Source organism: Microbacterium sp. A93 (genome assembly GCF_051842835.1).
In genome coordinates, this window is record NZ_JBPXMT010000020.1 from 49315 (window position 1) to 74487 (window position 25173).

Genomic DNA, 25173 nt, shown 5'->3' on the forward strand with positions numbered 1-25173 from the left:
TTAAATAACCTCCGGCGCCAGCGAGACGATCTTCATGAACTTCTTGTCACGAAGTTCGCGGCAGACCGGTCCGAAGATGCGGGTGCCGCGAGGCTCCCCGTCAGTCTTCAGAAGGACGGCAGCGTTCTCGTCGAACTTGATGTAGGAGCCGTCCGCACGACGAACTTCCTTCTTGGTACGGACGATGACCGCCTTGACGACGTCGCCCTTCTTCACGTTTCCGCCGGGGATCGCGTCCTTGACCGTGGCCACGATGGTGTCACCCAGACCTGCGTAACGGCGGCGTGAGCCACCGAGAACGCGGATCGTGAGGAGTTCCTTCGCACCGGTGTTGTCGGCGACCTTGACGCGGGATTCTTGCTGAATCACTATTGCTCCTTAAGTAAGCCGGGAGGCTTACTTGGCCTTCTCGACGATTTCGACCAGACGCCAGCGCTTCGTGGCGCTGAGCGGACGAGTCTCGGTGATGACAACGAGGTCGCCAATGCCCGCCGAGTTGGTCTCGTCGTGCACCTTGCGCTTCTCTGTGCGGCGGATGACCTTGCCGTACAGGGGGTGCTTTACGCGGTCTTCGACCTCAACGACGATGGTCTTGTCCATCTTGTCGCTGGTGACGTAGCCACGCTGCGTCTTGCGGTAACCGCGAGCGTTCTCATCGCGCACATCGTGCGAGACGGGAGCTTCCGCTTCCTTCTTGGTGGCCATTACTCAGCCTTCCCTTCAGCGTCAGCCGAGGCATCCTCGGTCTTCTTCGCCTTCGACTTGGACGCCTTCTTGGCCGGGGCCTCGACCGGAGCAGGCGTCGCACGGATGCCCAGCTCACGTTCGCGGATCACGGTGTACAGGCGTGCGATGTCGCGCTTGACGGCGCGAATGCGGCCGTGGCTTTCCAGCTGGCCGGTGGCCGACTGGAAACGGAGGTTGAAAAGCTCCTCCTTGGCCTTGCGCAGCTCCTCAACGAGGCGCTGGTCTTCATACGTGTCTAGCTCCGTAGGAGCGAGCTCTTTGGTTCCGATCGCCATTACGCGTCGCCCTCCTCGCGCTTGATGATTCGTGCCTTGAGCGGCAGTTTGTGAATTGCTCGGGTCAGGGCCTCGCGAGCGATTTCCTCGGAGACACCGGCGACCTCGAAGAGGACGCGGCCCGGCTTGACGTTCGAGACCCACCACTCGGGCGAACCCTTACCGGAACCCATGCGGGTTTCAGCAGGCTTCTTCGTGAGCGGACGGTCCGGGTAGATGTTGATCCACACCTTTCCACCGCGCTTCATGTGACGGGTAACCGCGATACGAGCTGCCTCGATCTGACGGTTGGTCACATAAGCGGGAGTCAGTGCCTGGATGCCGAACTCTCCGAAGGAGACCTTCGTGCCACCAGTAGCCTGACCGGAACGACCCGGGTGATGCTGCTTGCGGAACTTGACCTTACGGGGGATGAGCATTATGCCGACGCTCCTTCTGCAACAGGAGCCTCGTTGCGCGGAGCGCGACGGCGGTCGCCGCCACGGTCATCGCGGCCACGGGACTTCGGTGCGTTAGCCTGCTCGCGAGCAAGCTCCTTAGCGGTGAGGTCACCCTTGTAGATCCAGACCTTCACGCCGATGCGGCCGAAGGTGGTCTTTGCCTCGTAGAAGCCGTAGTCGATGTTCGCGCGAAGCGTGTGCAGCGGCACACGGCCTTCGCGGTAGAACTCCGAACGGCTCATCTCGGCGCCGCCGAGGCGGCCGGAGACCTGGATACGGATGCCCTTGACTCCAGCGCGCTGTGCGCCCTGGAGGCCCTTGCGCATCGCACGACGGAACGCCACACGAGCAGAAAGCTGCTCGGCGATGCCCTGTGCGACGAGCTGAGCGTCAGCCTCGGGGTTCTTGACCTCGAGGATGTTCAGCTGGATCTGCTTACCTGAGAGCTTCTCGAGGTCAGTACGGATGCGCTCTGCTTCGGCGCCACGACGACCGATCACGATGCCCGGACGGGCGGTGTGAATGTCGACGCGGACGCGGTCACGGGTGCGCTCGATCTCGATGTTCGAAACGCCGGCGCGGTCAAGCTGCTTCTGCAGCAGAAGACGAATCTTGATGTCTTCTGCGACGTAGTCAGAGTAGCGCTGGCCCTTCTTCGTCGAATCTGAGAACCAACGTGACACGTGATCCGTAGTGATTCCGAGGCGGAAGCCGTACGGGTTTACCTTCTGTCCCATTACTTGCTCGCCTTCTTCTTGCTGTCGCCCTCGGTTGCCGTAGCAACCTCCGGGGTCGAGAGCACGACCGTGATGTGGCTCGTGCGCTTCTTGATCTGGAAAGCGCGACCCTGTGCACGGGGGCGGAAACGCTTGAGCGTTGCACCCTCGTCTACGTAAGCGTTAGCCACGTACAGGTCGGCCGCGTCGAGGTACTCGCCGTCACGATCTGCCTTCACCTGTGCGTTGGCCATGGCCGACGCGACAAGCTTGTAGATCGGCTCGCTGGCGCTCTGCGCTGCGAACTTCAGGATTGCGAGGGCCTCTTCGGCCTGCTTTCCCTTGATGAGCGCGACGACACGACGAGCCTTCTGAGGGGTCACGCGGATGTGTCGCACGCGTGCGATGGACTCCACCATTTCTCTCTCCTCTATCGTCCCCGCGTTAGCGGCGACGGCCCTTCTTGTCGTCCTTCTCATGGCCGCGGAAGGTGCGGGTGGGCGAGAACTCGCCCAGTTTGTGACCGACCATGGTCTCGGTGACAAACACGGGGATGTGCTTGCGACCGTCGTGGACCGCGATCGTGTGACCCAGCATGGCCGGGATGATCATGGACCGACGTGACCAGGTCTTGATGACGTTCTTGGAACCAGCTTCGTTCTGCACGACAACCTTGCGAAGCAGGTGCTCGTCGACGAAGGGGCCCTTCTTGAGACTCCGTGGCATCTTCTCTACTCCTACTTACGCTTCTTAGACGCGGTGCGACGACGAACGATGTACTTGTCGCTTTCCTTGTTGGCGTGACGGGTACGACCCTCTGCCTGACCCCAAGGGGAAACAGGGTGACGTCCACCGGAGGTCTTACCCTCACCACCACCGTGCGGGTGATCAACCGGGTTCATGGCGACACCACGGACGGTCGGGCGGATGCCCTTCCAGCGGTTACGGCCAGCCTTGCCCCAGTTGATGTTCGACTGCTCGGCGTTGCCGACCTCGCCGATCGTTGCGCGGCAGCGTGCGTCGACGTTGCGGATTTCACCAGACGGCAGACGAAGCTGCGCGTAGATGCCTTCCTTGGCAACGAGACGAACGGATGCACCAGCAGAACGAGCCATCTTGGCACCGCCACCGGGACGGAGTTCGATCGCGTGGATCACCGTTCCGGTCGGGATGTTCTTCAGAGGCAGGTTGTTGCCGGGCTTGATGTCAGCGCCAGCACCCGACTCGATGACGTCGCCCTGGTTCAGCTTGTTCGGCGCGATGATGTATCGCTTCTCGCCGTCGAAGTAGTGCAGCAGTGCGATGCGTGCGGTGCGGTTGGGGTCGTACTCGATGTGAGCGACCTTGGCGTTGACGCCGTCCTTGTCATTGCGCTTGAAGTCAATGACGCGGTACTGGCGCTTGTGGCCACCACCGATGTGACGGGTCGTGATGCGGCCCTGGTTGTTACGTCCACCGGTCTTTGACAGTGGGCGCAGCAGCGACTTCTCAGGCGTCGATCGTGTGATCTCAGCGAAGTCAGCCACTGACGAGCCACGGCGACCGGGGGTCGTGGGCTTGTACTTGCGAATAGCCATTATTGTCCTTATCCCCCGGATCAGCCGATTGCCGTGAAGATGTCGATTGTGCCCGTCTTCAGGGTCACGATGGCGCGCTTGGTGTCCTTGCGCTTTCCCGTGCCGAAGCGGGTGCGACGGGTCTTGCCGACGCGGTTGATCGTGTTGACACCCGCAACCTTGACGCCGAAGATCTTCTCGATGGCGAGCTTGATCTCGGTCTTCGTAGCACGCGGGTCGACGAGGAAGGTGTACTTGCCTTCGTCGATCAGCGAGTAGCTCTTCTCAGAGACGACCGGCTTCAGGATGATGTCGCGGGGGTCCTTGTTGAACGCCGGCTGGAGGGCGCTTGCCTGCTCGGTCATGCCGAGACCTCCTCGGTTGTACCGGTCTTCGAGGCGATGAAGCCCTCGAGTGCGGCCTGGATGAAGACGATGTCGTCAGAGACGAGAACGTCGTACGCGTTGAGCTGGTCGTACGTGATGACGTGCACGTGGTCAAGGTTGCGAATGCTCTTGACCGTCGTGTTGTCATCGCGTGCGATCACGATGAGGACGCGCTTGGACGTAACAACGGTCGCGAGGAACTTCGCGGCGTTCTTGGTCGAAGGTGCGCCGTCGATGCCGAACGACTCGATGACGTGCAGGCGGTCACCGCGGAAGCGGTCGCTGAGCGAACCCCGGAGGGCTGCGGCGATCATCTTCTTGGGTGTGCGCTGCGAGTAGTCGCGAGGCTTCGGGCCGTGGACAATGCCACCACCGGTCATGTGCGGCGCGCGGATAGAACCCTGACGGGCGTTACCCGTGCCCTTCTGCTTGAAGGGCTTGCGGCCTGCACCGGAGACCTCACCGCGACGCTTGGTCGAGTGGGTTCCCTGGCGAGCCGCCGCGAGCTGCGCGACGACGACCTGGTGGATCAGCGGGATGTTCGTCTTGACGTCGAAGATCGAGGCGGGCAGCTCGATGGAGCCAGCCTTCTTGCCATCGATCGAGACAACGTCGAGCGCGAGAGTCGAGTCAGCCATGTTCAGGCACCCTTCACTGCGTTGCGGACGTAGACGAGGCGGCCACGAGCACCGGGGACGGCGCCCTTGACGAGCATGAGTCCCTTCTCGGCGTCGATGGCGTGCACCGTCAGGTTGAGGACGGTCACGCGCTCGCCACCCATACGGCCAGCCATGCGCATGCCCTTGAAGACGCGGCTCGGAGTCGACGATGCGCCGATGGAGCCGGGCTTACGGTGGTTGCGGTGTGCACCGTGCGATGCCGGGGCGCCCTTGAAGTTGTGACGCTTCATGACACCGGCGAAGCCCTTGCCCTTGCTGGTGCCGACTACGTCGACCAGCTGGCCTGCTTCGAACACACCGTCAACTGTGAGCTCCTGACCAAGCGAGTACTCAGCAGCATCCGACGTGCGGATCTCGGTGAGGTGGCGGCGCGGCGTAACGCCGGCAGCCTCGAAGTGAGCGGAGAGCGGCTTGTTCACCTTGCGGGGGTCGATCTGACCAGCCGCGATCTGAACAGCGTTGTAGCCGTCCTTCTCGGGGGTACGGATCTGAGTGACCACGTTGGGTGCCAGCTCGATGACGGTGACGGGGATGATCTTGCCATCCGCGTTCCACACCTGGGTCATACCGAGCTTGGTGCCCAGCAGTCCCTTGGAAATCTTTGCGTTGATGTCAGCCATGTCGATCCTTAGAGCTTGATCTCGATGTTGACGTCAGCAGGAAGGTCGAGACGCATCAGCGAGTCGACAGCCTTGGGCGTCGGGTCGACGATGTCGATCAGACGCTTGTGGGTGCGCATCTCGAAGTGCTCGCGGCTGTCCTTGTACTTGTGGGGCGACCGAATAACGCACACGACGTTCTTCTCGGTCGGCAGCGGCACTGGTCCGACGACAGTCGCGCCCGCACGGGTCACGGTGTCGACGATCTTGCGTGCCGACGAGTCGATGACCTCATGGTCATACGACTTCAGGCGAATGCGGATTTTCTGTCCCGCCATTGTCTGTTCACTCTCTATAAAGCGTCTTACCAACCTGGGCCGGGTGGCTCAGGGGCATTGGACGCATGACGGCGCTGTTCACGCCTTTCGCACGTCTTTCAACGCACGACAGCACCTCCGTGAGGAGGTGGTAGCTGTTCTGCCACCCGCGGCCTAGAACCCTGCATCCTTCTCCGAGGAGAGGACGCCGCCTATGCACTGCCATGATGGTGATCCGTCGAGCGCACATAGTGCACCAGCGGAATGTGGAACCTGTCTATTCTGCCATGCCTGATTTCACTTACGCAAACCCGGGCGTGTCGCGCTTCGATTCCTGTCGCGACAAGGGGTGGGCGGTGGAGCGAAGCATCCCCATGCCTCGCCCCACCTTGGGGAATGTGTTCAGCGCGAGGGGGCGCGCCGAACACGAGGATTCGGGCGCGAAGGGACGCCAGAATCCTCGTCGAAGGCTTGGTGGATCGCTCGCCGCGCAGGCGCGACAAAGTACGGGCGCCGAGACGGCGCACAACGCACGATGATCCCCAAATCGTTTCCCCAGTAATCAGCACGACCCCAGCCGTGCAGTGCAGTTCGCCGAACCCCTTCGACGAACTCGGCCGCAAGATCCCCAGGCGGCTCCGACCATCCTATGGGAAGCGACAACGCTTATGGGAGAGGAACGGGCGGATGCGAGAAACTCGCACCCGCCCTATACTCGCTCAGTCGATTAGACCTCTTCGCGACGGCGTCGCGTTCCGATCAGCAGCAGCGCGATCCCCGCGAACAGTGTCAGCGGGATGGCCGCCCACAGCAGCGGCGGGATCGAGAGACCGGTCTTCGGCAGATCCTTCACGAACTCGTTCGTGATCTCGACCTGCACATCGCCGACCGCGGTGACATCAGCAGATGTCCCGTCGACCGTGTCAGCGCCGGCAACGACGATCGAGGTGCGCAGGGCACCGCCGGTCTCCGTCTCGACGATGATGCAGTCCGCGCCGCTCGGCAGATCGCTGAAGGTGACCTCGTAGCCGCCCTCGACGCGCAGCATGCGCTGCTCCCCGCCCGGGATCTCGATCGAAGCGCCGCCCACGGTGCACTGCAACTCGACAGTGAACACGCCCCGCGCGCCCTCGGCGTCCAGATCGCCGGTGACCTTCTTAGTCACGGTGACCGAGGAGACCTCGAACGTGTTGGTCGCGGTAACCGTCGCTGCCGCACCCGCGCCGAGTGCGACGATGCCTTCGCTCGGGTCGAGGGTCGCGGTGGTGGCGTTACCGGCATCCGTCTCCTCGACGATGCAGGAGGTGTTCGTCGGGTACGGACCGAACGAGCGCTGGTCGCCACCTGCGAGTTCGAACGAGTCGTCCAGCAGCGTCTGGCCCTCGTAGGTGCACACCGCGGTGAAGGTGAACGCACCAGTGCCGTAGAGGTTCGCGCCTGCACCATCGACGACCTTCTGCACGACGAGCACACCCGCGTCGAAGCTGTTGGTGAACTCGATGGCCGCAGCCTCGACACCGACGTGGATCAGGGCACTGCCGTCGCCGTTGTCGGTGACGTTGTCACCCACGACCACCACGCCATCCGCGGTGCTGCCCACCTCAGTGACGAGGCAGTCGGCACGGGCCGGGATGGTGTTTTCCGGTGCCGTGAAGCTCTCGTCACCCGAGAGAGCGAAACCGAGCTCCGTGACTCCCCCGTCGAAGGTCACCGGGATGCCGGTGGCACTCGTGCAGGAAAGGGTGAAGTCGAACGGGCCGTACGTGGCATCGGCCGTGGCATCCACCCGCTTCGTGATCGACAGACCGGAGAAGGCGTAATCATTCACGAGCTCTGCGGTCTGCGCTGCAGGCACGTCCTCGGTGGCATCCACTACCGTGTCCACGGCGATGTCCGCCGGGGTGCCGGTGCGTCCGGTCTCACCGAATTCGCCGACCTCGCCCTGCTCGGTCGCCGCACAGGATGCGCCGGTGGGGATGCCGTCGACGCGGTACGAGAAGCCATTCGCCGTGTTGAGCGAAACGACCGCGTCCGCTCCGAGGGGAACATCGATGCCGCGCACGGTGCAGACCACGTCGACGAGGAACTCGTCGGCCGCGTATCCTGCTGCCGCACCCGTCACGGTCTTGTTGACCTGAATGGAGGTCAACAAGAACGTGTTGGTCGCGGTGACAGCGTTCGTGGCATCCACGTCGGCGCTGATCACGACCACCCCGTCGGTCGGGTCGATGGCAGTGCTGGTGGCGCCGCCGGTCGCGGTCTCCTCGACGATGCAGTTGGTGCCGGTCGGGAAGACGCCGAACGTGCGCTGCGCGTTCGGGTCGAGCATGAACTCGGTGTCCAGCAGCGTCTGGCCGCGGTAGGTGCAGACAGCCGTGAAGTCGAAGGGACCGGCGCCGAAGAGCGCTGCACCCTCGCCGTCGATGAGCTTGTTCACGGTCAGCAGTCCGCTGTCGAAGCCGTTCGTGAACTCGACGGAGGAAACCGTCGTGCCCACGAGCACCGATGCGGTGCCATCGCCGTTATCGGTGACGTTGTCTCCGACGATGACGGTGCCATCAGCATCCGCACTGTCGACCTCGGAGATCACGCAGGTAGCGCGTGCCGGGATCGTGTTCTCGGGAGCGGTGAAGGTCTCGCCGCCCTTGAGCGTGAACGACAGTTCGGTGACGCCGCCGTCGAACGTGACAGGGGCACCGAGCGCCGAGGTGCACACGAGGGTGAAGTCGAACGGGCCGAACTCTCCCTCGCTGGCGTCGGTGTCGACGGTCTTCGTGACCGACAGACCCGAGTACTCGTACTCGTTCTCGATGACCGCGATCTGTTCCTCAGGAATCGCCCCCTGGGAGTTCTCCATCGCGACCACGAGGGTCGTCGGAGTGCCATAGCGGGTGGTCTCACCGAACTCACCGAGCTCGCCCTGCTCTGCGACATCACAGGATGCGCCGAGCAGGAGGCCGTCGATGCGCTGCGTGTAACCGTTCTCGGAGTGCAGCTCCACAATCGCGTTCGCGCCGAGGTCGATCTGCGCACCGTTGACGGTGCAGACCACGTCGAATCCGAACTCGTCCGGTGCGTAGCCTGCGGCGTCACCGGTGATCTCCTTCGAGAACTCGATGGAGCCGATATCGAAGGTGTTCTGCACGCGCAGTTGCAGCGGCTCAGCGGTGTCGGTGATGACGAATGCGCCCTCGAGCGGAACACCATCCACATCCACGATCTGCGAGGTCGTAGCCCCACCGTCGTTCGACTCGGTCAGCGTGCACTCGGCGCCGATCGGCAGCAAGCTGTAGTCGGCTTCGAGCCCGTCCGCGGCCGAGAAGGTGCGAGTGGCACCGTCCGGCACAATGACATCCGCGCCGTTCAATGTGCACACAAGCGTGACTTCGAACTGACCCGTGCCCCACAGCGATGCACCTTCACCGAGGATTTCTTTGGTGACGTGCAGCGTGCCGGTTCCGAACGTGTTCGCCGCGGTGAACAGCACCGGCTCAGCGATCGTGCCGACCGCGACCGGGGCGTCAGTGGTGTCAGGAGTGATGACGGTCGAGCTGGCACCACCGGCGTCCGTCTCGGTCACGGCGCACTCTGCGCCGGCCGGGAGCGTATCGATCGTGATGATCTTTCCGCCAGTGGCATCCGCCTTGGTCAGCGTGACAGTGGTCTCGTAGACCGTCACGCCTCCGTAGACGCAGAGCACCGCGAATTCGAACGTGGTCGTGTCGGGGAACAGCTCGGCGGCATCACCGTCGACCTGCTTGGTCAGTGCGATCGCACCAAGCTCGAACGTGTTCGTGAACGACACCGACACGTCTGCGTCGGCATCCGTCGTGACTCCGGCTTCCTCACCGGCATCGATGGGCTCGCCATCCGCGCCGACGACAACGCTGGTCGTGACGGCGCCCTGAGCGTTGGTCTCGGTGACGAGGCATTCGGCTCCCGACGGCAGTCCCGCGAGAACGCGGTCCTCACCGGCAGCAAGCTCGAACTGCATCGGGGAGGCAGTGAAGCCTTCGGCCCAGACCTGCGCGCCGACGAACGTGCACACCACGTTGAAGTCGAATGCGCCGTACGCGATCAGCTCACCGTCCTGATCGGTTGCGCCGACAACGGTCTTCGAAACTTCGAGGTTCGACAGCAAGTACGTGTTGGCCACGGTCGCAACCGGAACGACCTCGCCGTTGCGGCCGATCGTGACGGCGTCACCAGACTCGGATGACGTCTCACCGTTCGCGCCAGCGACATCTGCGAGCGTGCACTCCGCACCCCAGGGAAGCTGCCGCTCCAGGTCGGTGATCTGGTCAGCAGACACAGTCACCACGATCGGGTCGAGCACTGTCTCGAGGTCCGTGCCGGCGCCGACGACGCACTGCAGCTGCACTTGGAATACTTCCGGCGCGAACGAGACACCCTCACCGTTCGTGGTCTTCTCGACCCACACAGGTCCGGTCGCCAGTGCGACTCCCACGCGTCGACCCTCGGTCGGCAACAGGTCGCCGATCCGGTCGCCGTCTGCGTTCACAGTCTGCGCGCCAATGGCGATCGTGTTCCAGGCGACCGTGTCTTTGTTGGCCACCGGTGAAACCGCCGGCGTCCGCGTCTGGAATGTGTAGCCGAGCACGTCGCCCGGCAGGAAGTGGTTCCCCTCGAAGCCGAACACCGTCTTGATGTGCTTGACCTGCGTCGGATCCACGTCGTCGGTCAGCGGCAGCCACGCGTCGGTCGGGCACGCCGCACCGGGCGTGAGATCCGCCGTGCACGGGTTGTCTGCCGAGGAATAGTAGTACTCGATCGACTCGGGCGTGCGGTATCCGGCATCCGTCACCGGCGTCAGAGCGCCGACCCACATCGGCTGCCACTCGCTACCGCGCGGCAGCGCAACGTACGCGCCGCGGTCGCCGGGCGTCGGCAGGCGGTCGATCGTGACGACCTTGTCCATCTCGAGCGTTCCGGTGTTCGTGACACGCTCGCGCCAGGTCTCGGTGCCGAGAGGCTTCGTGACCGGAACACAGTTGCCCGCGTAGAAGTCGTCGAGCGCGGGCTCGCAGACGTTTGCCGCGTTGGTGACGTCGTTCACACCGAGCTCAGTGTCGTCGGACTTGACGAACTTCTGTCCGCGCAGTGCGCCGGTCGCCGTCGGGTAGACGGTCGTGTCGGTGCCGCAGACGTCGACTTCACCCTCGACACCGTTGCAGGCTTCGAAGGGTTCGTCTGAGCTGATGCCGAATCCGTTGGTCACCTGAGTGCCGGCGGTGATGCCCGGGCGGAACATCATGTTGATGGTGATGACGTACGTCTCGGCTGGCATCAGCACGGTGCCATCAGGGAAGCTGAAACGCATTTCTATGATCTCGCCGGATGCGTTGGCCACCTCTTCGAGGGTGATCAGCGTCGGGTCGATCGGCATCCGGGTGTTCTCCCCCGAAGGTGTTGCCGTCTGGGTGTACGCATACGCGTAGTGCGGTTCTGTGCTCTCCTCGTCGAAGATCAGCCACGGCTCACCGTCCGCATTCAGTGGGAGCGTGTCGACGATCACAGGGTTGAGGATCGATTTCTCGAGCCCGGAATCCACAGGGGCCGAGTTCGTCACGGTCAGCTGGAACGGAATCACCCTGCCCGGTGCCTGCGATCCGACCGGAGTCTTGCGCGTGACGACCTCGATACCACCGGCGACGTAGAACGCCTGGGCGGTGGCATCGTGATCAGCCGTCAGAGGGGTTGCTCCCGCGCCGTTGACTGCGCTGATGACGTGCGCCTGCACGGTGTTCGTGAACACACCGCCTTCGTCGCCTTCTTCGCCAGGTGCCGCCGCGTTCACGGCTGCACTCGATGGGACGGGCATGGAGGGGTCGATCACCTGGTATGCCCGACGCTTGACGTCGATCGGGATCGACTGCAGCGGGTTCGCCGGGTTCTCCCACTGCGAGCCGTCGGCGCGCTGGAACGTGAACCGCAGACCGCGGACGTCATCTGCGTCGACGCCGGCCGGCAGTGCCGGGGCCGCGCCGAACGCGCCTTCTTGCCAGCTTGCGCCGTTCAGGGCGAGCGAGCCGTCGGCTGCCACCTCGAACGTGCCGCCGACAAGGGCGTCGACGCGCACCTGCTCGATCGGCGCTTTCAGGGCGAAGACGGACGGGAACCCGACGAATCGGTACGTGTTCCAGAAGGTCGGCGTCTCGTCGGTGACCGTCATCACGGCGGTGCGGGCAGAGCCGCTCGGCTGCGCGGTGAGGTTCATCCTGATCGGGTCCCACGGCTCGGTCGCGTATGCGTCCTCTTCCGGGAGGTAGATCTCGAACTGCGTGTCGGGGCTGAACAGCTTCGTCGTGACGACATCGATGTTCAGGTTGGCGAGCGGGATCTGCGCCTCGTCGAGGGCGGTCACCTCGTGCACGCCATTGACGCCGCCCGGGTCGACGACCTTGGCTTCGGTCTCGTTCGCGATGGGCGAGTCCACGAGTGTGACCGGGCTGTCATCGCTGCGGTGTGTCGCGCGCAGACGCAGATCCATGACGAGCGTGGAGGCACCGGTGGAGATGATGCGCCCGTTGTGCTCGATCTGGATGCCGGTCACGTCGGCGAGGTCGGCCGCCGTCAGTTCCGTCGCCTGCGCGATGGTGTGTGTGGTGGAGGATCCACCGTCACGGCTCAGGATGACGACCGATTCGGCTGCCACGGCGCCTGCGGGAACGGAGATCGAGCGAATGTCCTTCAGATCGAAGGTGTCGAACGGGTCGGTCGCGCTGCCAGGAGCGGGATCGGTGATGCTGAGGGTGTCGACCTTCGCGACCGTCGTGTTCTTCGCCGTGACCGTCACCCGGCTGGTCGGATACCCGTCCGTGGGTGTGCCCTCCGGCGGAACGCCGAGCGGCCCGCCTGTCCAGCCCTTCGTGACCGTGACGTTCAGCGGGCGGTCGAGGATCGAGATGATGTCGGAATCGACGTCGCGTGTCTGCTCGGCGCCGCCGGCGAACCCGGTCGCGCTGGCGGTGTTGTTCACATCGCCCTGATCGCCGGTGTTGTAGGTCTCACTGCCGAGTACCGGCTCGGAGCCGTCGGTCGGCACGCGCTTGGCGTCGCGGATCTGCCATTCGAGGTCAATGGCGCGGTTGTTCTCGAACGAGCGGGCGACGCCGCTGCCGGCTGACGGGGCATCCGGCGCCGTCGCGTTCGCGCGCGCGTCGGTGTATTCCTCGACGATCAGACGGATGCCGAGAGCGGACTGCTGCTCGGCTGCGGTCAACGAGATCTCAGGCAGTGCGCCGTTGTAGGGAACGGCCGCGTTCGCAAGACCGACCCAGGAGGTGCCGTTCCACAGTTGCACCGCGGTGATGCGGTCATAGGCGATGAGCGGGTCAAGCGTCGGCGTGATCGCTTTGACCTTCACCAGGTTGAACGCCTGGAAGGTGGTGTCCTCGACGGCTTCCGCGGGGCCGGCGTCGATGTCGCCGCCGGCTGTCGCGGTGTCGGCGATGACCATCTGCTCGAGGCCGCCACGGCCACCGGTCGACCAGTGCAGTCGCGAGGTGGCGTGCTCTCCGGAGCGTGCGGTCACCAGGCCGTCGGCGGGAGAGATCCATTCCTTCTCGAGAAGGTCGGACTCCCCCGGGGTCGGTGCGAGGATCTCGATCGCCGGGCACGGGTCTACGGTCGCCGACCCGGCGGTGGCGCCGGGTGCGGTGGCGGAGGCACCGGAACAGTTCTGCACCGAGATGTCTGCGCCCTCAGGCTTCGGAGGCAGGCTTTCCTTCAGCTGCGTCGTGATGTTCGGCTGCACGATGGCGCCGGGAGAGAAGCCGGGGTCTTCGTTGATGAACTCGAACTGGAGGCCACCGATCGCGTCCCGAATGTCGACGGGGATGTCGATCGAGAACGACGTCGGTCCTGCGATGCCGTCGGCGCCGGGGAGCGTCACCCATGCGCCGCTCCTGGTGTCGAAATAGCGCACGGTCAGCGTCGCGCCGTCCGGTACGTCGGTCTTGGTCACGGCGGTAGGTCGGAAGTGATCCCACCAGTCGGATGCCGCGGGGGTGCCGTCTTCGGCGAGGGCAGGGTCATTCACGATGATGCTGTGCGCGTTTGTCGTGGATGAGGGCAGCAGGGTCGTCGGAAGCTGAAGTGTCGCGACCTCACCCGCGTAACCCCAGATCGTTCCGGGGCTGATGCGTTTTTGTGTCTCGACATCGAGGCTGCGCTCATCGATCGTGAGAGCGGCGGGAGCGTCATCCTGTGCGGTCTGCGTGCCGGATGTGCCGCCCACGCGCACGACGTTGTCGATGACGGTGCCCGCGTCGAGTCCCTCGGCGACGTTCGCGTCGAACGTGATCGAAGATTCTGCGCCCGAGACGATCGGACCGTCTGCGGTGCTTGCGAATGCGACCTCGAAGTGCCGCAAGGTGGCGAAGTCAGCCGGAAGCTCGGGGAATGCTCCGCCGTCGACCAGCGGCGTGACGACGGACCGCTCGAGGCCGGTGACGTCGAGGTACACGAAGGTGAGTTCGCCGGTTTCCGCACCAGAGGGGAAGACTACGGCGGACGTGAAGCCTGCGAATGAGAGTCGCGCATCGAATACGCCCTCAGCGGGTTCGCGAATCGTGTGCGTGTCGAGTGACGTCTCGCCGGCGTTTGTGCCGGTGAGGCTGACCGAGGTGGCACCGCCTGCGAACACGACATCTGGGGTGAACGATTTCGCGGCTGCGACAGTGATGGGTTCGGTGACAATGCGATACGTGGCGTCAGCGGTGCCTGTGGCGGTCTGGTCGCCGAGGGCGACCTGGCTCTGCAGCGTGTTCGACACGGTGAGGCTGGAGGTGAGATCGACGACGCTGTCACGCTGCTCGAGTGTGAGGATGATGCCGCCGGATGCGCCGGTGGGGATCGTGGCGCCATCGGCGCCGGTGAAGGTCACGCGGATGCCTGTTGCGCTGCTCGGCGGGGCGTTAGGAGCGCCGGGGCGAGTCGCGGTTCCCGATTCGATCCAGGTGCTTCCGTCCCAGTGCTCGAGCACGACGTTCTCGGCACCGTCAGGCCAGACGACCTCTGCGACGGCCGTGATGGCCAGGTAATCGAAGGGGCTGCCGGCGGCGCTCGGATCGACCGGGTCGGTCAGGGTGAGGGCATCCACACCGGCGTTCGACGTGTTCGTGCCGATCAGGGTGAGCGTGGTTTCGGTTCCGGGAGCCGCCTGCGCGAGGTCAGGGGCGAACGACTTCTCTGCCGTGGTGCTCAGCTCAAGCGGAATCGTGGGGACGACCGGCGCGGTGGCGGGCTTAGGTGCGGCATTGTCGGCCGATACGGTCGCGGTGTTGGGGATCTCGACGCCGCTGAGCTCGTAGGGAAGGTCTGCGCGCACGCGGACCGAGATGGTGACCGTGGCGGTGGTGTTGTCCTTCAGACCCAGCACTCCCCCGCCCAGGTCTTCGTTGAACGGGACTGTGACGTTCTGCCCGTCGATTACAGGCGCGCCGTGCGGAGCATTCTCAACCGTGACGTCGAGGATCTCGAACTCGGCGGGGACGGGGTCGGTGAGCTGCGCGTTGATGCAGCCGAGGTCGGTGATGCTCGAGCACGACACATCGATCGTGTAGTCGAAGGTGTCACCGGGCAAGACCTCGGAGGTACTGGCCGCCTTGCGAATGTCAAGCAACGCTGTCGGATCAGCGGCGTACGCTGCTGCTGGCAGTACCAGACCTGTGGTGACGACCGCGATTGCGGCGATCCCTGCTCCGAGCTTGCGCCATTTAGACCCGTACATCGCCTTCAAGCTCACGCCTTGCCCCTTTGTATGTTTCATCCGGCGCGCAGAACGCAACGCGAAATCACATCCGCACAGCCAGACGGATCGTTTAGAAACGATCGTTTAATCCTTTCATAAATTTCTCCGCGGGCGCGACCTACCGAATTGATCACATGGCCAGGCACAAAAAAAGGCGGCACACCCGAAGGTGTGCCGCCTTTCGCGAAACTATTACTCGTTGCCGACGGCCTTGTCGGCACCGTCGCGAATCTCGTCGATCTTGTCGGCGGCTCCCGGAGCGATCTTCTTGGCGAAGTCGGCGACACCGTCGAGAACCTTGTCGCTGACGTCCTCGGCCTGCTCGCTCTTGACGACCTCTTCGATCTTGTCCTTGTTCTGCTCGAACAGGTCTTTGCCCTTGTTGACGATGTCTTCGATTCCCATGTCGGGTCCCCTCACAAGTGGTCGTAGCACCGGCGGCTTCTGCCGGCATCTTTATTCTGCCTCTCTCTCCGCCGGAGCGGAAGAGTCACGCTGCATAGGCCTCCGAATCACGCCTTGAGCGCACGCATTATCTGAACTAAGATGTCAAGTGCGCGGAGCCCTTAGGGTTCCACTGAAGGAGTCAGTATGACCATCAACACTGTCGGGGACGCGGACGTCTACGATGTGCATATTCTTCGGAGCGTCAAAGCACTCGTGACGGCCGCCCGAGCTCGCGGTCGCGATAACGACGTGGCAATGCTCATCAATGAGTCTGCTGAACTATTGACGAAGCGTCAGCCTCGCGGCGGTGCACTCTCACAGGAACAGGTCAACTTCCTGATCACGTCGGGGGCGTTCACCTCCGCGGAGTTCGTCGACACAGAGACCCACGTCGCCGGCGGCGGCCTTGCACGCGAAGAACGCGAGGCCCAGTTGGCTTCGCTACTGGATACCAGCAGTGCCACCGAGGTCGCGCAAATGCTCGGCATCGACGATTCGCGCGTGCGGCACCGCCAATCCAAAGGACTGCTGTATGCCTTCCTGACCGGAGGTAAGCGCCGCTACCCGCTGTGGCAGTTCACCGGCAACTCCACGCAGCCGGTACTGCCGGGTCTTGCCGCCATCGTTGAGGCGATCCCCGAGGGTATGCACCCCGCATCGGTGGAAGGCTTCATGTCCACACCACAAGAGGACCTCCGCATGGATAGCGGTTCAAGCTCAGTTGCTGTAACCCCCATTGAGTGGCTCCTGAAAGGTGGCGACATCAAGATGGTGGTCGGCGTCCTGGACAGCTTCTTGCAATCGTGAAGCTTCCCGATACTCCCCCAGCCGCATTCGTTTTTGAGACAGCGCACCGGCGCAGCTTCCAGAGTGCACTGTGGCGAGTGTTCCGCACAGAAGGCTCTCATGCTCTTGCCTGGAACGAGCTGCGTCGATACGGACCTGTTCCAGCCATGCGCTTCGACCCGCACCCGCCGCCGACTGACGTGCATGCCGACATCGGAGTGCTGTACGCCGCAACGACGCCACACACTGCTCTCGGTGAGGTGTATCAAACGACCCGCGTCATTGACCGCTCGGTGGGTGGTGCGACGGTTGTCGCGTGGATCCCGTCGCGGCCGCTGGTACTACTGGATCTCACCACAAACTGGCCGGTGCTCGATGGCGCGGCTGCGTCGATGATGATGGACGACAAGCACACGACCCAGGCGTGGGCTCGCGCGATCGACGAGCGCCACGGGGATGATCTTGACGGGCTCTACCACCGCTCATCCATCAATAATGAGCCGCTCGTGACACTGTTCCGGCGCGCAGAGCAAGTAGCGTCGTTCCCTTCTCGGGTGAGCTTCAGCGCGCTACTCAGCGACACCCTCGCAGATGAGCTGGTCGCTCAAGCAAAGAAGCGCCTCGGCTACCGGTCGCTATAGGAGTCAGTGCGCGGATGCGCCCGGCGCGACGACTGCGCGCACGGTGCGGAACAGAATGATGATGTCCTGCGTGAGCGACCAGTTCTCGACGTAGTAAAGGTCAAGCCGGATCGTCTCCTCCCACGACAGGGAGGAGCGGCCGCTCACCTGCCAGAGGCCACTCATACCAGGCTTCACGAGCAGGCGCCGGTAGGCGATGTCGTCATAGAGCGCCACTTCGGAGTCGCGCTGCGGGCGCGGCCCGACCAGGCTCATCTCACCGCGGAGCACGTTGATGAGCTGAGGCAGCTCGTCAACGGAGTGCTTGCGCAGGAAGCGTCCGACCTTGGTGATGCGGGGGTCGTCGTTCACTTTGAACAGCGGCGTGTCACTGTTGCCCTGCAGGTCGAGCAGGCTGGCGAGCTGGTCGTCGGCGTTGGCCACCATCGAGCGGAACTTGCGCATCCCGAAGGGGCGACCACCGCGGCCGATGCGCTCCTGGTGGTAGAAGATCTTGCCCGGCCCGTCAACGCGAATTGCGATCGCTGTGGCGAGGAACGCCGGCGATAGCAGCAGCAGCAAAAGCGAGGAGCCGACGATGTCGAATGTGCGCTTGAGGAAGCGCTTGGCTCCCTCCATGCGAGGGAAGTCGACGTGTACGAGAGGCAGCCCCGCGACCGGAGTGTTGTGCAGACGGGGGCCGGCGATGTCAGTGAGCGCCGGCGCCATGATGAGCTGGATATCGCGATCAGAGACCGCGTAGCCGAGGCGACGCATCGTGTCTGGGTCGAGGTCATCGGAGCCGACGATGATGAGCGCATCAATGTTCGCGTCATCCAAGGCTGTCTCGGCATGGGCAATGTCGCCGAGCACATTCAGATCGGGGATGCCCTCTGACGGCACTCCGTTGGTAATGACGCCGACGATCTGGTAGCCGCTGCCCGAGGTTCGCCTGATCTGCTTGGCGACATGCTTCACCTTCGAGGGCTCGCCAATGAGCACGGCCCGATGCAGATAGAGTCCCTTCTTCTGCTTGCCCCGTAGCCACTGACGCCAGAGCCAGCGCGAGAGGACGAGCAGCAGCAGTCCAACCGGGAAGATCACGGCGACGAGCACACGGGAGAGATTCATCCCGAGGAAGAACGCGAGAGCGACGGTGATCGCGAAGACGGCGACCGTAGCGTCGGCGATGCGGCGGTATTCGAGGATGCCCTGGCCGACCATGTGACGATCGCGGCTGTCGGTCGCGTCGAGGCCGAGCAACCAGATCACGCCGATGATCACCAGCGCGGCACCGTAGGAGAGCCTGGGCCCGCCTGACCAGGTGACGGCGGAGTAGATTCCGGGGCTCACGAGCAGCCATCCCCCTACCAGGGTGATGACCAGCACGAGGAGGTCACTGTAGAAGAGCCGACTCGCGTAGCGTCGCGGCCACACGCCGCGTCGTGGTCGAACGGCTGGCATCCCTGCCGAATTCTCCACCCGTTCAGCCCCCGCTGCGTGCGTCTGCACAGTATCTACAACTATGCAGATCACCCCCTCGTCCGATCGCCTCTGGTCGCACTGGAAATTCCCCAGCGTCGACACAGAACCGGAGTTATTCTAACCCACTCGGTATCTACCCAGAGATGGGCACGCCTGCCCGATTCAGTTGGCGCAGCCGTCCGTAACCACCGGAGCGGCTCCGCGAATCATCGGATTCGTCTGCACCGCGAGTGGACCGAACTCGCCCTGACCGGTGAACGTCGCGTTCACACTCACCTGCTGGCCGGGGTCGAACCACGCTTCGAACCCCACAACCGGACGCCCGAGATCGTCGATATCGCGGGCCATCACTGAGGCTTTCTCGCCGTTCACGGTGGCGTCGACGAGCGTGGTTCCTGGAGGACCGTAGACGAAGATCCAGTCGCGGAAGGTCGTACCATAGGTCATGCTCTGCACATATCGGGGCAAGTCGTCTGCCTGCTGCTGCGAGATCGGCAGCGAAATCGACGCGTCCACCCTGAAGGTAGCGTTGTCAGCTTCACAGACTGCCCCCGCCGACACAGCCGTCTCGGTGTAATAGTCGATCTTCGAGCCGTTGCTGTTGTTGAAGAACACACCGACCGTAGTGCTGTCGACATTGTCCGTCGGCAGGATGCCGCTGACCCGCGAGCCCGCGATCGCCTCGGTGACGGCTGCCTCGTCGCTCCAGACGAGGATGCTTCCCTGCGAGGCGCTTTCGCTGATCGCCCACACCATATCTTTGATGTTGAAGCTGCCCGTTGCAACCTTGTCGAAGACGGCGCCGGCTGCCGCGGCGAAGAAGCCGTCGACGAGTTCAGGATGCTTGTAACTGTCCCACCGCTTGTAGACCTCGTTCAGCAGCAGCGACACCGCGTTGTCAGAACTGAGTGTGTCACCCGTCGGCAGTTCGATCGGTCCGGTTGCAACGAGGATGCGCGACAGCGCGAGCGGGTCGATGGAGATGACGCCGTCGATCTGGTCTGGCGCGATATCGCGCTGCCACCAGGCGCGCATGATCTGCGCTGCCGTCGGAAAGTCGGGGCGGCTCATGCTGGTGTTGATGTGGTCGACCAGGTAGCTCGTGTACAGGTCGGTCGCGCTCTGCGGAACCTCGACGTCGACGGCGGTGCCGTTCTTGTAGCCGCCGCTGTTGCCTTGTGCTCCCATCGAGATCTGGCCGTTGTCGACGTGCACGATGGTCTGAGATGCTGCGCTACCACCGAGAGCAAGCGACTCGGCGTTGTTCTGGAAGACGAGCAGGTAGTTGCGCGGCCCGTCAGCGCCGAGAAGCGTCGGCAGCAGTTCCATTGCCGGCGCCGCGGCCGCGGTGACGTCGGCGACCTGGATGACTCCATCCTTGACCAGTCCTATGAGTGCGGGCGACTTCTGAACGGCCGCCGTCTCGTCCGCCAGCTTGCCGACCCGTTCGCTCTGCGCCTGAGCCACCGAAAGGAGCTCTGGGATGAGCTGTCCGTCAGCTGCGCCGAGAACCGGCTTGGCAACGTCGTTCACGAGTACGTCGAGCGACTGTGCGGCCAGGCGTACGGCGCGCAGATTATCGCCGGCGAACGGAACCCATTCGAGCACGGCCCAGACCGGGTCAGATGCTGCGGATGCCGCGGATTCGGCGTGTCCGCCTAATGCCTCGATCGTCGCGGAAACGTCAGCGCCTTCTTGCAGGTCGCTGATGAGTTGCTGACTGTCTTCGAGCTCGTTCTTCACGGTCAGAGCACGGAACCCTACCCAGCATGCTGCGAGCAGCAACACGATGAGGACGATGCCGACGATCAGCCATGTCGTGCGGCCTCGTTTCCCTCGAGATTTTCGACGAGAGACGTCGGACGCGTCGTTCTGAAGAGCCGCGGCTTCACGCGCTTCTCTTCGGGAATGGTGGGGCATGGATGAATTGTACCGATTGTGCCCTGAGCCTCACCTGACGTGGATCCCGCTATGTCACTCCAGCTCGGGAAGCTCACCCATCTTCTTAATAAATACAGGGAGATCACTCAGTGGCACCGTGACCTGGCCGTCGATCGACTCGATGACCTGCGTCGCGCCACTCATCGAGACGACGCTCAAAGGCACATCACTGGTCACAACGCGTTCGGCGCCACCCCCAGGAGCCCACGCGACGCGAGTTTCTTCATCCCCGTCGCCGAACACCTTAACTGTCGAAGCCTCGTCAGACTCATCAGCGGTGAAAGCAAGTCCGCTGATCTGCGAGATCACTAGTGCCTGAGCGAATGCTGCAGGCTTGGGCGAGCGAGCGAGCACATTTGATCGCGGATTGTGTTCGAACAGACCGAAGTTTGCCTCGCCCGCGGCCGGCTCGTTCTTATCATTGACGAGGTCGTACCAGAAGAACTTCTCGGTGCCCGCGGCGATCGAAGTCACCTCGGTCCGGATCAGCCATGGCCCCTGTTCCATGATGCCGACGCCACCGGGGTTGTGCGTGGGGTAGCCGAATTCGGTGATCCACACTGGCTTGTCCGCCCCGCCCTGCTCTTGCATGTCGGCGTGGGATTGTTGGATGATCGGGCCGAGGCTGTCGGGGGCACGATCACGCCAGGCCTCGTACGGGTGGTAGCTGACGACATCGGTGTATTCCAGCCCGCCGTTCTGCCACAGGCTGATGAACCAATCGCGATCGTAATAGGCGGTGGAACCCGCGACGATCGGGAGATCCGGGAATTCTACATCGACCTGTCGGTGCACCGACTCTAGCAACGGCAGATAACACGTTGCTGATTTGCCGCATGATGCGTCGCTGTCGCGATGATTGAACTCGTTAAATACTTCCAGGCCCACGACGTCATAAGTGCGTGCGATTTCTAGCGCATAGCGTCCATACGCTTCGACAGCCGCTGGCGTCGATGGTGTGCGTTGACTCCCGTAAAGCTTGTTACCGTAAACCACGAGCGCTAGGAGCTTAACTCCGTTTGAGTGCAGCTCCGCGAATGCGGCCGGATACTTCGTATTGCTCCAGTCATACTCCCCAGCGGCTGTTTCAGCCGCGGACCATGTCACGTCATTGCGGGCTTCGCTGAAGCCAAGGCTCGAGGCCATGACACCTGCTCCATCGAACCCGACACGCTCAACGTGTGTCGCAACGCCGAAACGCGCGTCCTGCGGAACATACAGCCCATCGTTGTCCAGTACTGCGATATTCGTCGATATAGCGAACCCGACCGAGTCAGTAAATGTCAGCGCGTAATGCCCCTGCGGAAGGCCATCAAGCGGAACTGCGGCGAGCCCTCCGCTGAGGACCGCGCTTCCGGTGATCGGATCCCCGCCTGACGATGATGTCGCGGACCAAGTCGAAGTGCCTTCAGCAACCACGACAGCAAGCGACGCGGTCTCCGTCGACAGGATCAGCGAGTCGTTCACGATGCCTTGGGGCGCCTGAACTTGCTCGAAAGAGGGGTTTGCTACGAGGTTGTCACCACCTGCGGCCGAGATCACGATGTTGTCGAGTCCGAAGCCCCGCGCGACGGTCGTGAGGATTACATCAAGTGTTCCTTCGGCCTGTTCAACTGGCGTAGTAAAGCTGAACTCGACCGTTTCCCATTCAGCGTTCAGGTCAGGTAGCTGGAATCGGCTCCCCCCAGCCGCCAGTTCGACCCCCGACGCTCCTCGGTACTCGCCGAGAAGCCGAACAGACGCAGTCAACGTGTACTCAGTTTCGGGAGCGAGCACGATTGGCGCACTCGCTGCGATGACGCCCGGATCGGCTACGGGGGCATCAATCCGCAACGACACTGCCCCATCCGCAGCATTCCCGACTTCAGGAAGCACGGCAGAAACCACCGTACGCGCCGCGAGATTCCAACCGTCGACGGAGGCCCGAGCAGATGCGACGCGCGGTATCTCGACAGGACGTTCAGGGAACTCGGCGTGCACCCCGGCACGCGGCATTACCTCGGCCGGCTCCTCCGGGACTGGTTGACTCATCACGACTGCAGCCGCGAATACTCCCCCGCCGACTACGACTAGCGCACCGCTGATGAGCAGAATAAGAGCTTTCTTTGTCAGCCGCCGTGGCATTTGTCTTCCTCCGTGGGGTCGAGAATCATTCTTCGGCTGAGTAGTCGTGCGCTAGGAGCACACGAAGCCGCCGTAGCTGTGGTCAACCGCCGCGCAACAGCGACGCAGCACGGGCGTTGTACTAGACCAGCTCTCCGTCATAGAAGTCTCGTACGGCTTTGATGACCGTTTCCTGATCGTCCACAGTCAGGTGAGTCGAACTGGGCAGCGAGACACCTCGTTCGAACAGCTCCATCCCCACTCCTGTTCCGATGTGCGCTGAGCCGGCATACGCAGGCTGAGCATGCAACGGCCGCCAGAGCGCACGTGCTCCGACTCCGCTCGCCTCCAAATGTGCGAGCAGCCGGTCGCGCTCCGCCTCATTCTTGGCGAGGATCGAATACAGCCAATACGTCGAGTCAAGTCCCTCGACCCGAGGCGGCAGCACGACATCCAGATTCGCGAATGCTTCGTCATAGGCGTTGGCGATGCGCCGTTTGGATGCGACGAACTCGTCCAGCCGCCCGAGCTGGGCATTGCCGAGAGCTGCGGCCAGGTTGGTAAGGCGGTAGTTGTAACCGACCTCATCGTGGAGGTATCCGATCGCGGGAACCTTGGCTTGGGTAGTCAGGTGTCGAGCGCGCCGCGCCAGCTCGTCATCGTCGGTGACGAGCATGCCACCACCGCCTGTGGTGGCGATCTTGTTTCCGTTGAAGGAGAAGCAGCCGATGATACCGACCGCGCCCGTGTGCACGCCGGCGTAGCGGCCAGTCGACCATTCCGCCCCCAGGCTTTCGGCCGCATCTTCAACGATCGGAATTCCGTAGCGTTCGCAGACGTCTACGATTTCTTCCATCCGCGCAGGTTGCCCGAGCACGTGCACGACCTCGACGGCTGACGGCTGCGACTCACCCGCGGCCGCTCGGCGTTCAATTTCGCGAACGACGAGCTCTGGATCCAGGTTCCATGTCTCGCGTTCGGAATCGATGAAGACGGGGTTGGCCCCGAGGTACGCGATCGGGTTACCTGAACCCGCGAACGTGAAGTCAGCACAGAGAACATCAGTGCCCGCTTCAACGCCCACTAGACGCAAAGCCACGTGCAGGGCCGCTGTGCCGTTCGAGCACGCAATCGCATGCTTACGACCGACGCGCTTAGCGAAGTCTTGTTCAAATTTGACGACCGCGGCGCCCACCGAAGACACGAAGCCTGTCTGCAACGCTTCGAGAACGTGTGCCGTCTCGGCAGGTCCGAGGTTGGGCTCCGAAAGGGGAATACTCATGTGTGGTACCGCCCAGCGACCTCGGCATCGACACGACCGTTTAGCCATTCGGCTGTCTCGCGGAGACCATCTTCCAGTGATGTCCCAGCAGACCAACCCAGCAGGTCCTTTGCCATTGCAGGGTCCGACAGCAGCACCTCGACCTCAGATCCCTCCGGGCGAATGCGATCCTCATCAGTTTCGATGACTGCGTCGTTGCCGGTGACCTGCTTACACAGGTCAACCAACTCGCCGATGGATACGGTGCGCCCCGTTCCGAGCTGCACGACCGAGCCAGGCGCGAGATCAGCGATCGCTGCTCGGGCGAACCCCTCAGCGGTGTCTGTGGCGAAGGTGAAGTCGCGCTTCGGGCTGAGAGCACCCAACCTCAGTGTCTTCGTTCCCGCGAGCAGTTGTGAGAGCACCGTGGTGATGACAGCGCGTGCCGACTGGCGTGGGCCGAACGTGTTGAACGGCCGGAGAGTGATGACTGGCGTTTCGAATGAACGCGCATACGACTCGGCCATCTTGTCCGCGCCGATTTTCGAGGCCGAGTACGGAGACTGGCCCTTCAGGGTGTGAGATTCGGTGATCGGCACAGAATCCGGCGTTCCATATACCTCGGATGTGGATGTGTTCACCATGCGCTGCACGCCGTGCTTGCGCACTGCCTCGAGAACATTGAGCGTTCCGCCAATGTTCGTCTCGACGTAGGAGCGCGGGGCGGAATACGAGTAAGGAATGGCGATTAGTGCAGCCAGGTGCAAGACGATGTCGTGACCCTCAACGGTGCTCGAAACATGCTCGGCATCTCGAATGTCGCCCAAGACGGCGTGTGCCTGCTCCGCGCGAATCGCGGTTTTGAACGCGTCCGACTCGTCCAGCCAACCGTGTGCACCGAACGAGTTGTACATGCAGAAGGCCGTAACCTCTGCACCGTAACCGAGCAGCCGTTCCACCACATGCGAGCCGATGAATCCGTCCGCTCCGGTGACCAGTACCTTCTTGCCTGCGAGATCAGTCTCAGGACTCACCATGT

The 25173-nt window shown here is 63.1% G+C and carries 21 protein-coding genes; 2 read left to right on the top strand and 19 right to left on the bottom strand.

Annotated elements, in window-relative coordinates; genetic code table 11:
* The 14 genes from rplN to ACSU1G_RS34020 form a co-directional block, all read right to left on the bottom strand.
* Entirely contained in the window at window positions 1-369 is a 369-nt protein-coding gene (gene rplN, locus ACSU1G_RS33955; RefSeq protein WP_439285972.1) for a 50S ribosomal protein L14, read from the bottom strand.
* A gap of 27 nt (window positions 370-396) precedes the next feature.
* Window positions 397-705: a 30S ribosomal protein S17 gene (gene rpsQ, locus ACSU1G_RS33960; RefSeq protein WP_439285974.1), complete on the bottom strand. Its 309-nt coding sequence runs from the start codon at window positions 703-705 to the stop codon at window positions 397-399.
* The gene (gene rpmC / locus ACSU1G_RS33965; protein WP_439285976.1) at window positions 705-1022 is read right to left on the bottom strand and encodes a 50S ribosomal protein L29; all 318 of its coding nucleotides are present in this window, start codon (window positions 1020-1022) and stop codon (window positions 705-707) included. The genes rpsQ and rpmC overlap by 1 nt, the downstream gene beginning before the upstream one ends.
* Window positions 1022-1441: a 50S ribosomal protein L16 gene (rplP, locus tag ACSU1G_RS33970; protein ID WP_439285978.1), complete on the bottom strand. Its 420-nt coding sequence runs from the start codon at window positions 1439-1441 to the stop codon at window positions 1022-1024. Before rplP ends, rpmC begins: the two co-directional genes overlap by 1 nt.
* Window positions 1441-2199: a 30S ribosomal protein S3 gene (rpsC, locus tag ACSU1G_RS33975; RefSeq protein WP_439285980.1), complete on the bottom strand. Its 759-nt coding sequence runs from the start codon at window positions 2197-2199 to the stop codon at window positions 1441-1443. The genes rplP and rpsC overlap by 1 nt, the downstream gene beginning before the upstream one ends.
* Complete coding sequence (rplV, locus tag ACSU1G_RS33980; protein ID WP_439285982.1) at window positions 2199-2597, bottom strand: 50S ribosomal protein L22; 399 nt, start codon at window positions 2595-2597, stop codon at window positions 2199-2201. Before rplV ends, rpsC begins: the two co-directional genes overlap by 1 nt.
* 25 nt (window positions 2598-2622) lie before the next feature.
* The gene (gene rpsS, locus ACSU1G_RS33985) at window positions 2623-2904 is read right to left on the bottom strand and encodes a 30S ribosomal protein S19 (RefSeq protein WP_439285984.1); all 282 of its coding nucleotides are present in this window, start codon (window positions 2902-2904) and stop codon (window positions 2623-2625) included.
* A gap of 11 nt (window positions 2905-2915) precedes the next feature.
* Window positions 2916-3755 carry a 50S ribosomal protein L2 gene (rplB, locus tag ACSU1G_RS33990; RefSeq protein ID WP_439285986.1) on the bottom strand — a complete coding sequence of 280 codons (840 nt, stop codon included), beginning with the start codon at window positions 3753-3755 and terminating at the stop codon, window positions 2916-2918.
* Between the two features lie 20 nt (window positions 3756-3775).
* Window positions 3776-4099: a 50S ribosomal protein L23 gene (rplW, locus tag ACSU1G_RS33995; protein WP_439285987.1), complete on the bottom strand. Its 324-nt coding sequence runs from the start codon at window positions 4097-4099 to the stop codon at window positions 3776-3778.
* Complete coding sequence (rplD, locus tag ACSU1G_RS34000; RefSeq protein ID WP_439285988.1) at window positions 4096-4758, bottom strand: 50S ribosomal protein L4; 663 nt, start codon at window positions 4756-4758, stop codon at window positions 4096-4098. The genes rplW and rplD overlap by 4 nt, the downstream gene beginning before the upstream one ends.
* Before the next feature lie 2 nt (window positions 4759-4760).
* Window positions 4761-5420, bottom strand: a complete 660-nt coding sequence (gene rplC / locus ACSU1G_RS34005) for a 50S ribosomal protein L3 (RefSeq protein WP_439285989.1) — start codon at window positions 5418-5420, stop codon at window positions 4761-4763.
* An 8-nt stretch (window positions 5421-5428) separates the two neighbouring features.
* Window positions 5429-5737 carry a 30S ribosomal protein S10 gene (rpsJ, locus tag ACSU1G_RS34010; protein ID WP_030147986.1) on the bottom strand — a complete coding sequence of 103 codons (309 nt, stop codon included), beginning with the start codon at window positions 5735-5737 and terminating at the stop codon, window positions 5429-5431.
* 706 nt (window positions 5738-6443) lie between these two features.
* A complete protein-coding gene (locus ACSU1G_RS34015) occupies window positions 6444-15485 on the bottom strand; it encodes a DUF5979 domain-containing protein (protein WP_439285991.1) in 9042 nt (3013 codons plus the stop codon).
* 198 nt (window positions 15486-15683) lie between these two features.
* Window positions 15684-15896, bottom strand: a complete 213-nt coding sequence (locus ACSU1G_RS34020; protein WP_439285993.1) for a hypothetical protein — start codon at window positions 15894-15896, stop codon at window positions 15684-15686.
* Between the two features lie 186 nt (window positions 15897-16082).
* On the opposite strand from ACSU1G_RS34020, the gene ACSU1G_RS34025 reads away from it, so the two are divergent.
* Window positions 16083-16745, top strand: coding sequence for a hypothetical protein (locus ACSU1G_RS34025; RefSeq protein WP_439285995.1), 663 nt, complete (start codon window positions 16083-16085; stop codon window positions 16743-16745).
* Between the two features lie 77 nt (window positions 16746-16822).
* Complete coding sequence (locus tag ACSU1G_RS34030) at window positions 16823-17365, top strand: RES family NAD+ phosphorylase (protein ID WP_439285997.1); 543 nt, start codon at window positions 16823-16825, stop codon at window positions 17363-17365.
* Window positions 17366-17368: 3 nt separating this feature from the next.
* On the opposite strand, the gene ACSU1G_RS34035 is transcribed toward ACSU1G_RS34030, so the two are convergent.
* From ACSU1G_RS34035 to ACSU1G_RS34055, 5 genes are all read right to left on the bottom strand, one after another.
* On the bottom strand, window positions 17369-18733 hold the full coding sequence (locus ACSU1G_RS34035) for a sugar transferase (RefSeq protein ID WP_439285999.1): 1365 nt from the start codon (window positions 18731-18733) through the stop codon (window positions 17369-17371).
* Between the two features lie 258 nt (window positions 18734-18991).
* Window positions 18992-20749 (bottom strand): DUF4012 domain-containing protein, encoded by a 1758-nt coding sequence (locus tag ACSU1G_RS34040; protein ID WP_439286001.1) that lies wholly within the window; start codon window positions 20747-20749, stop codon window positions 18992-18994.
* Between the two features lie 54 nt (window positions 20750-20803).
* Complete coding sequence (locus ACSU1G_RS34045) at window positions 20804-22894, bottom strand: cellulase family glycosylhydrolase (protein WP_439286003.1); 2091 nt, start codon at window positions 22892-22894, stop codon at window positions 20804-20806.
* Window positions 22895-23015: 121 nt separating this feature from the next.
* Window positions 23016-24203 (bottom strand): DegT/DnrJ/EryC1/StrS family aminotransferase, encoded by a 1188-nt coding sequence (locus ACSU1G_RS34050; RefSeq protein WP_439286005.1) that lies wholly within the window; start codon window positions 24201-24203, stop codon window positions 23016-23018.
* Complete coding sequence (locus ACSU1G_RS34055) at window positions 24152-25171, bottom strand: SDR family NAD(P)-dependent oxidoreductase (RefSeq protein WP_439286007.1); 1020 nt, start codon at window positions 25169-25171, stop codon at window positions 24152-24154. Before ACSU1G_RS34055 ends, ACSU1G_RS34050 begins: the two co-directional genes overlap by 52 nt.
* Window positions 25172-25173 lie beyond the last annotated feature (2 nt).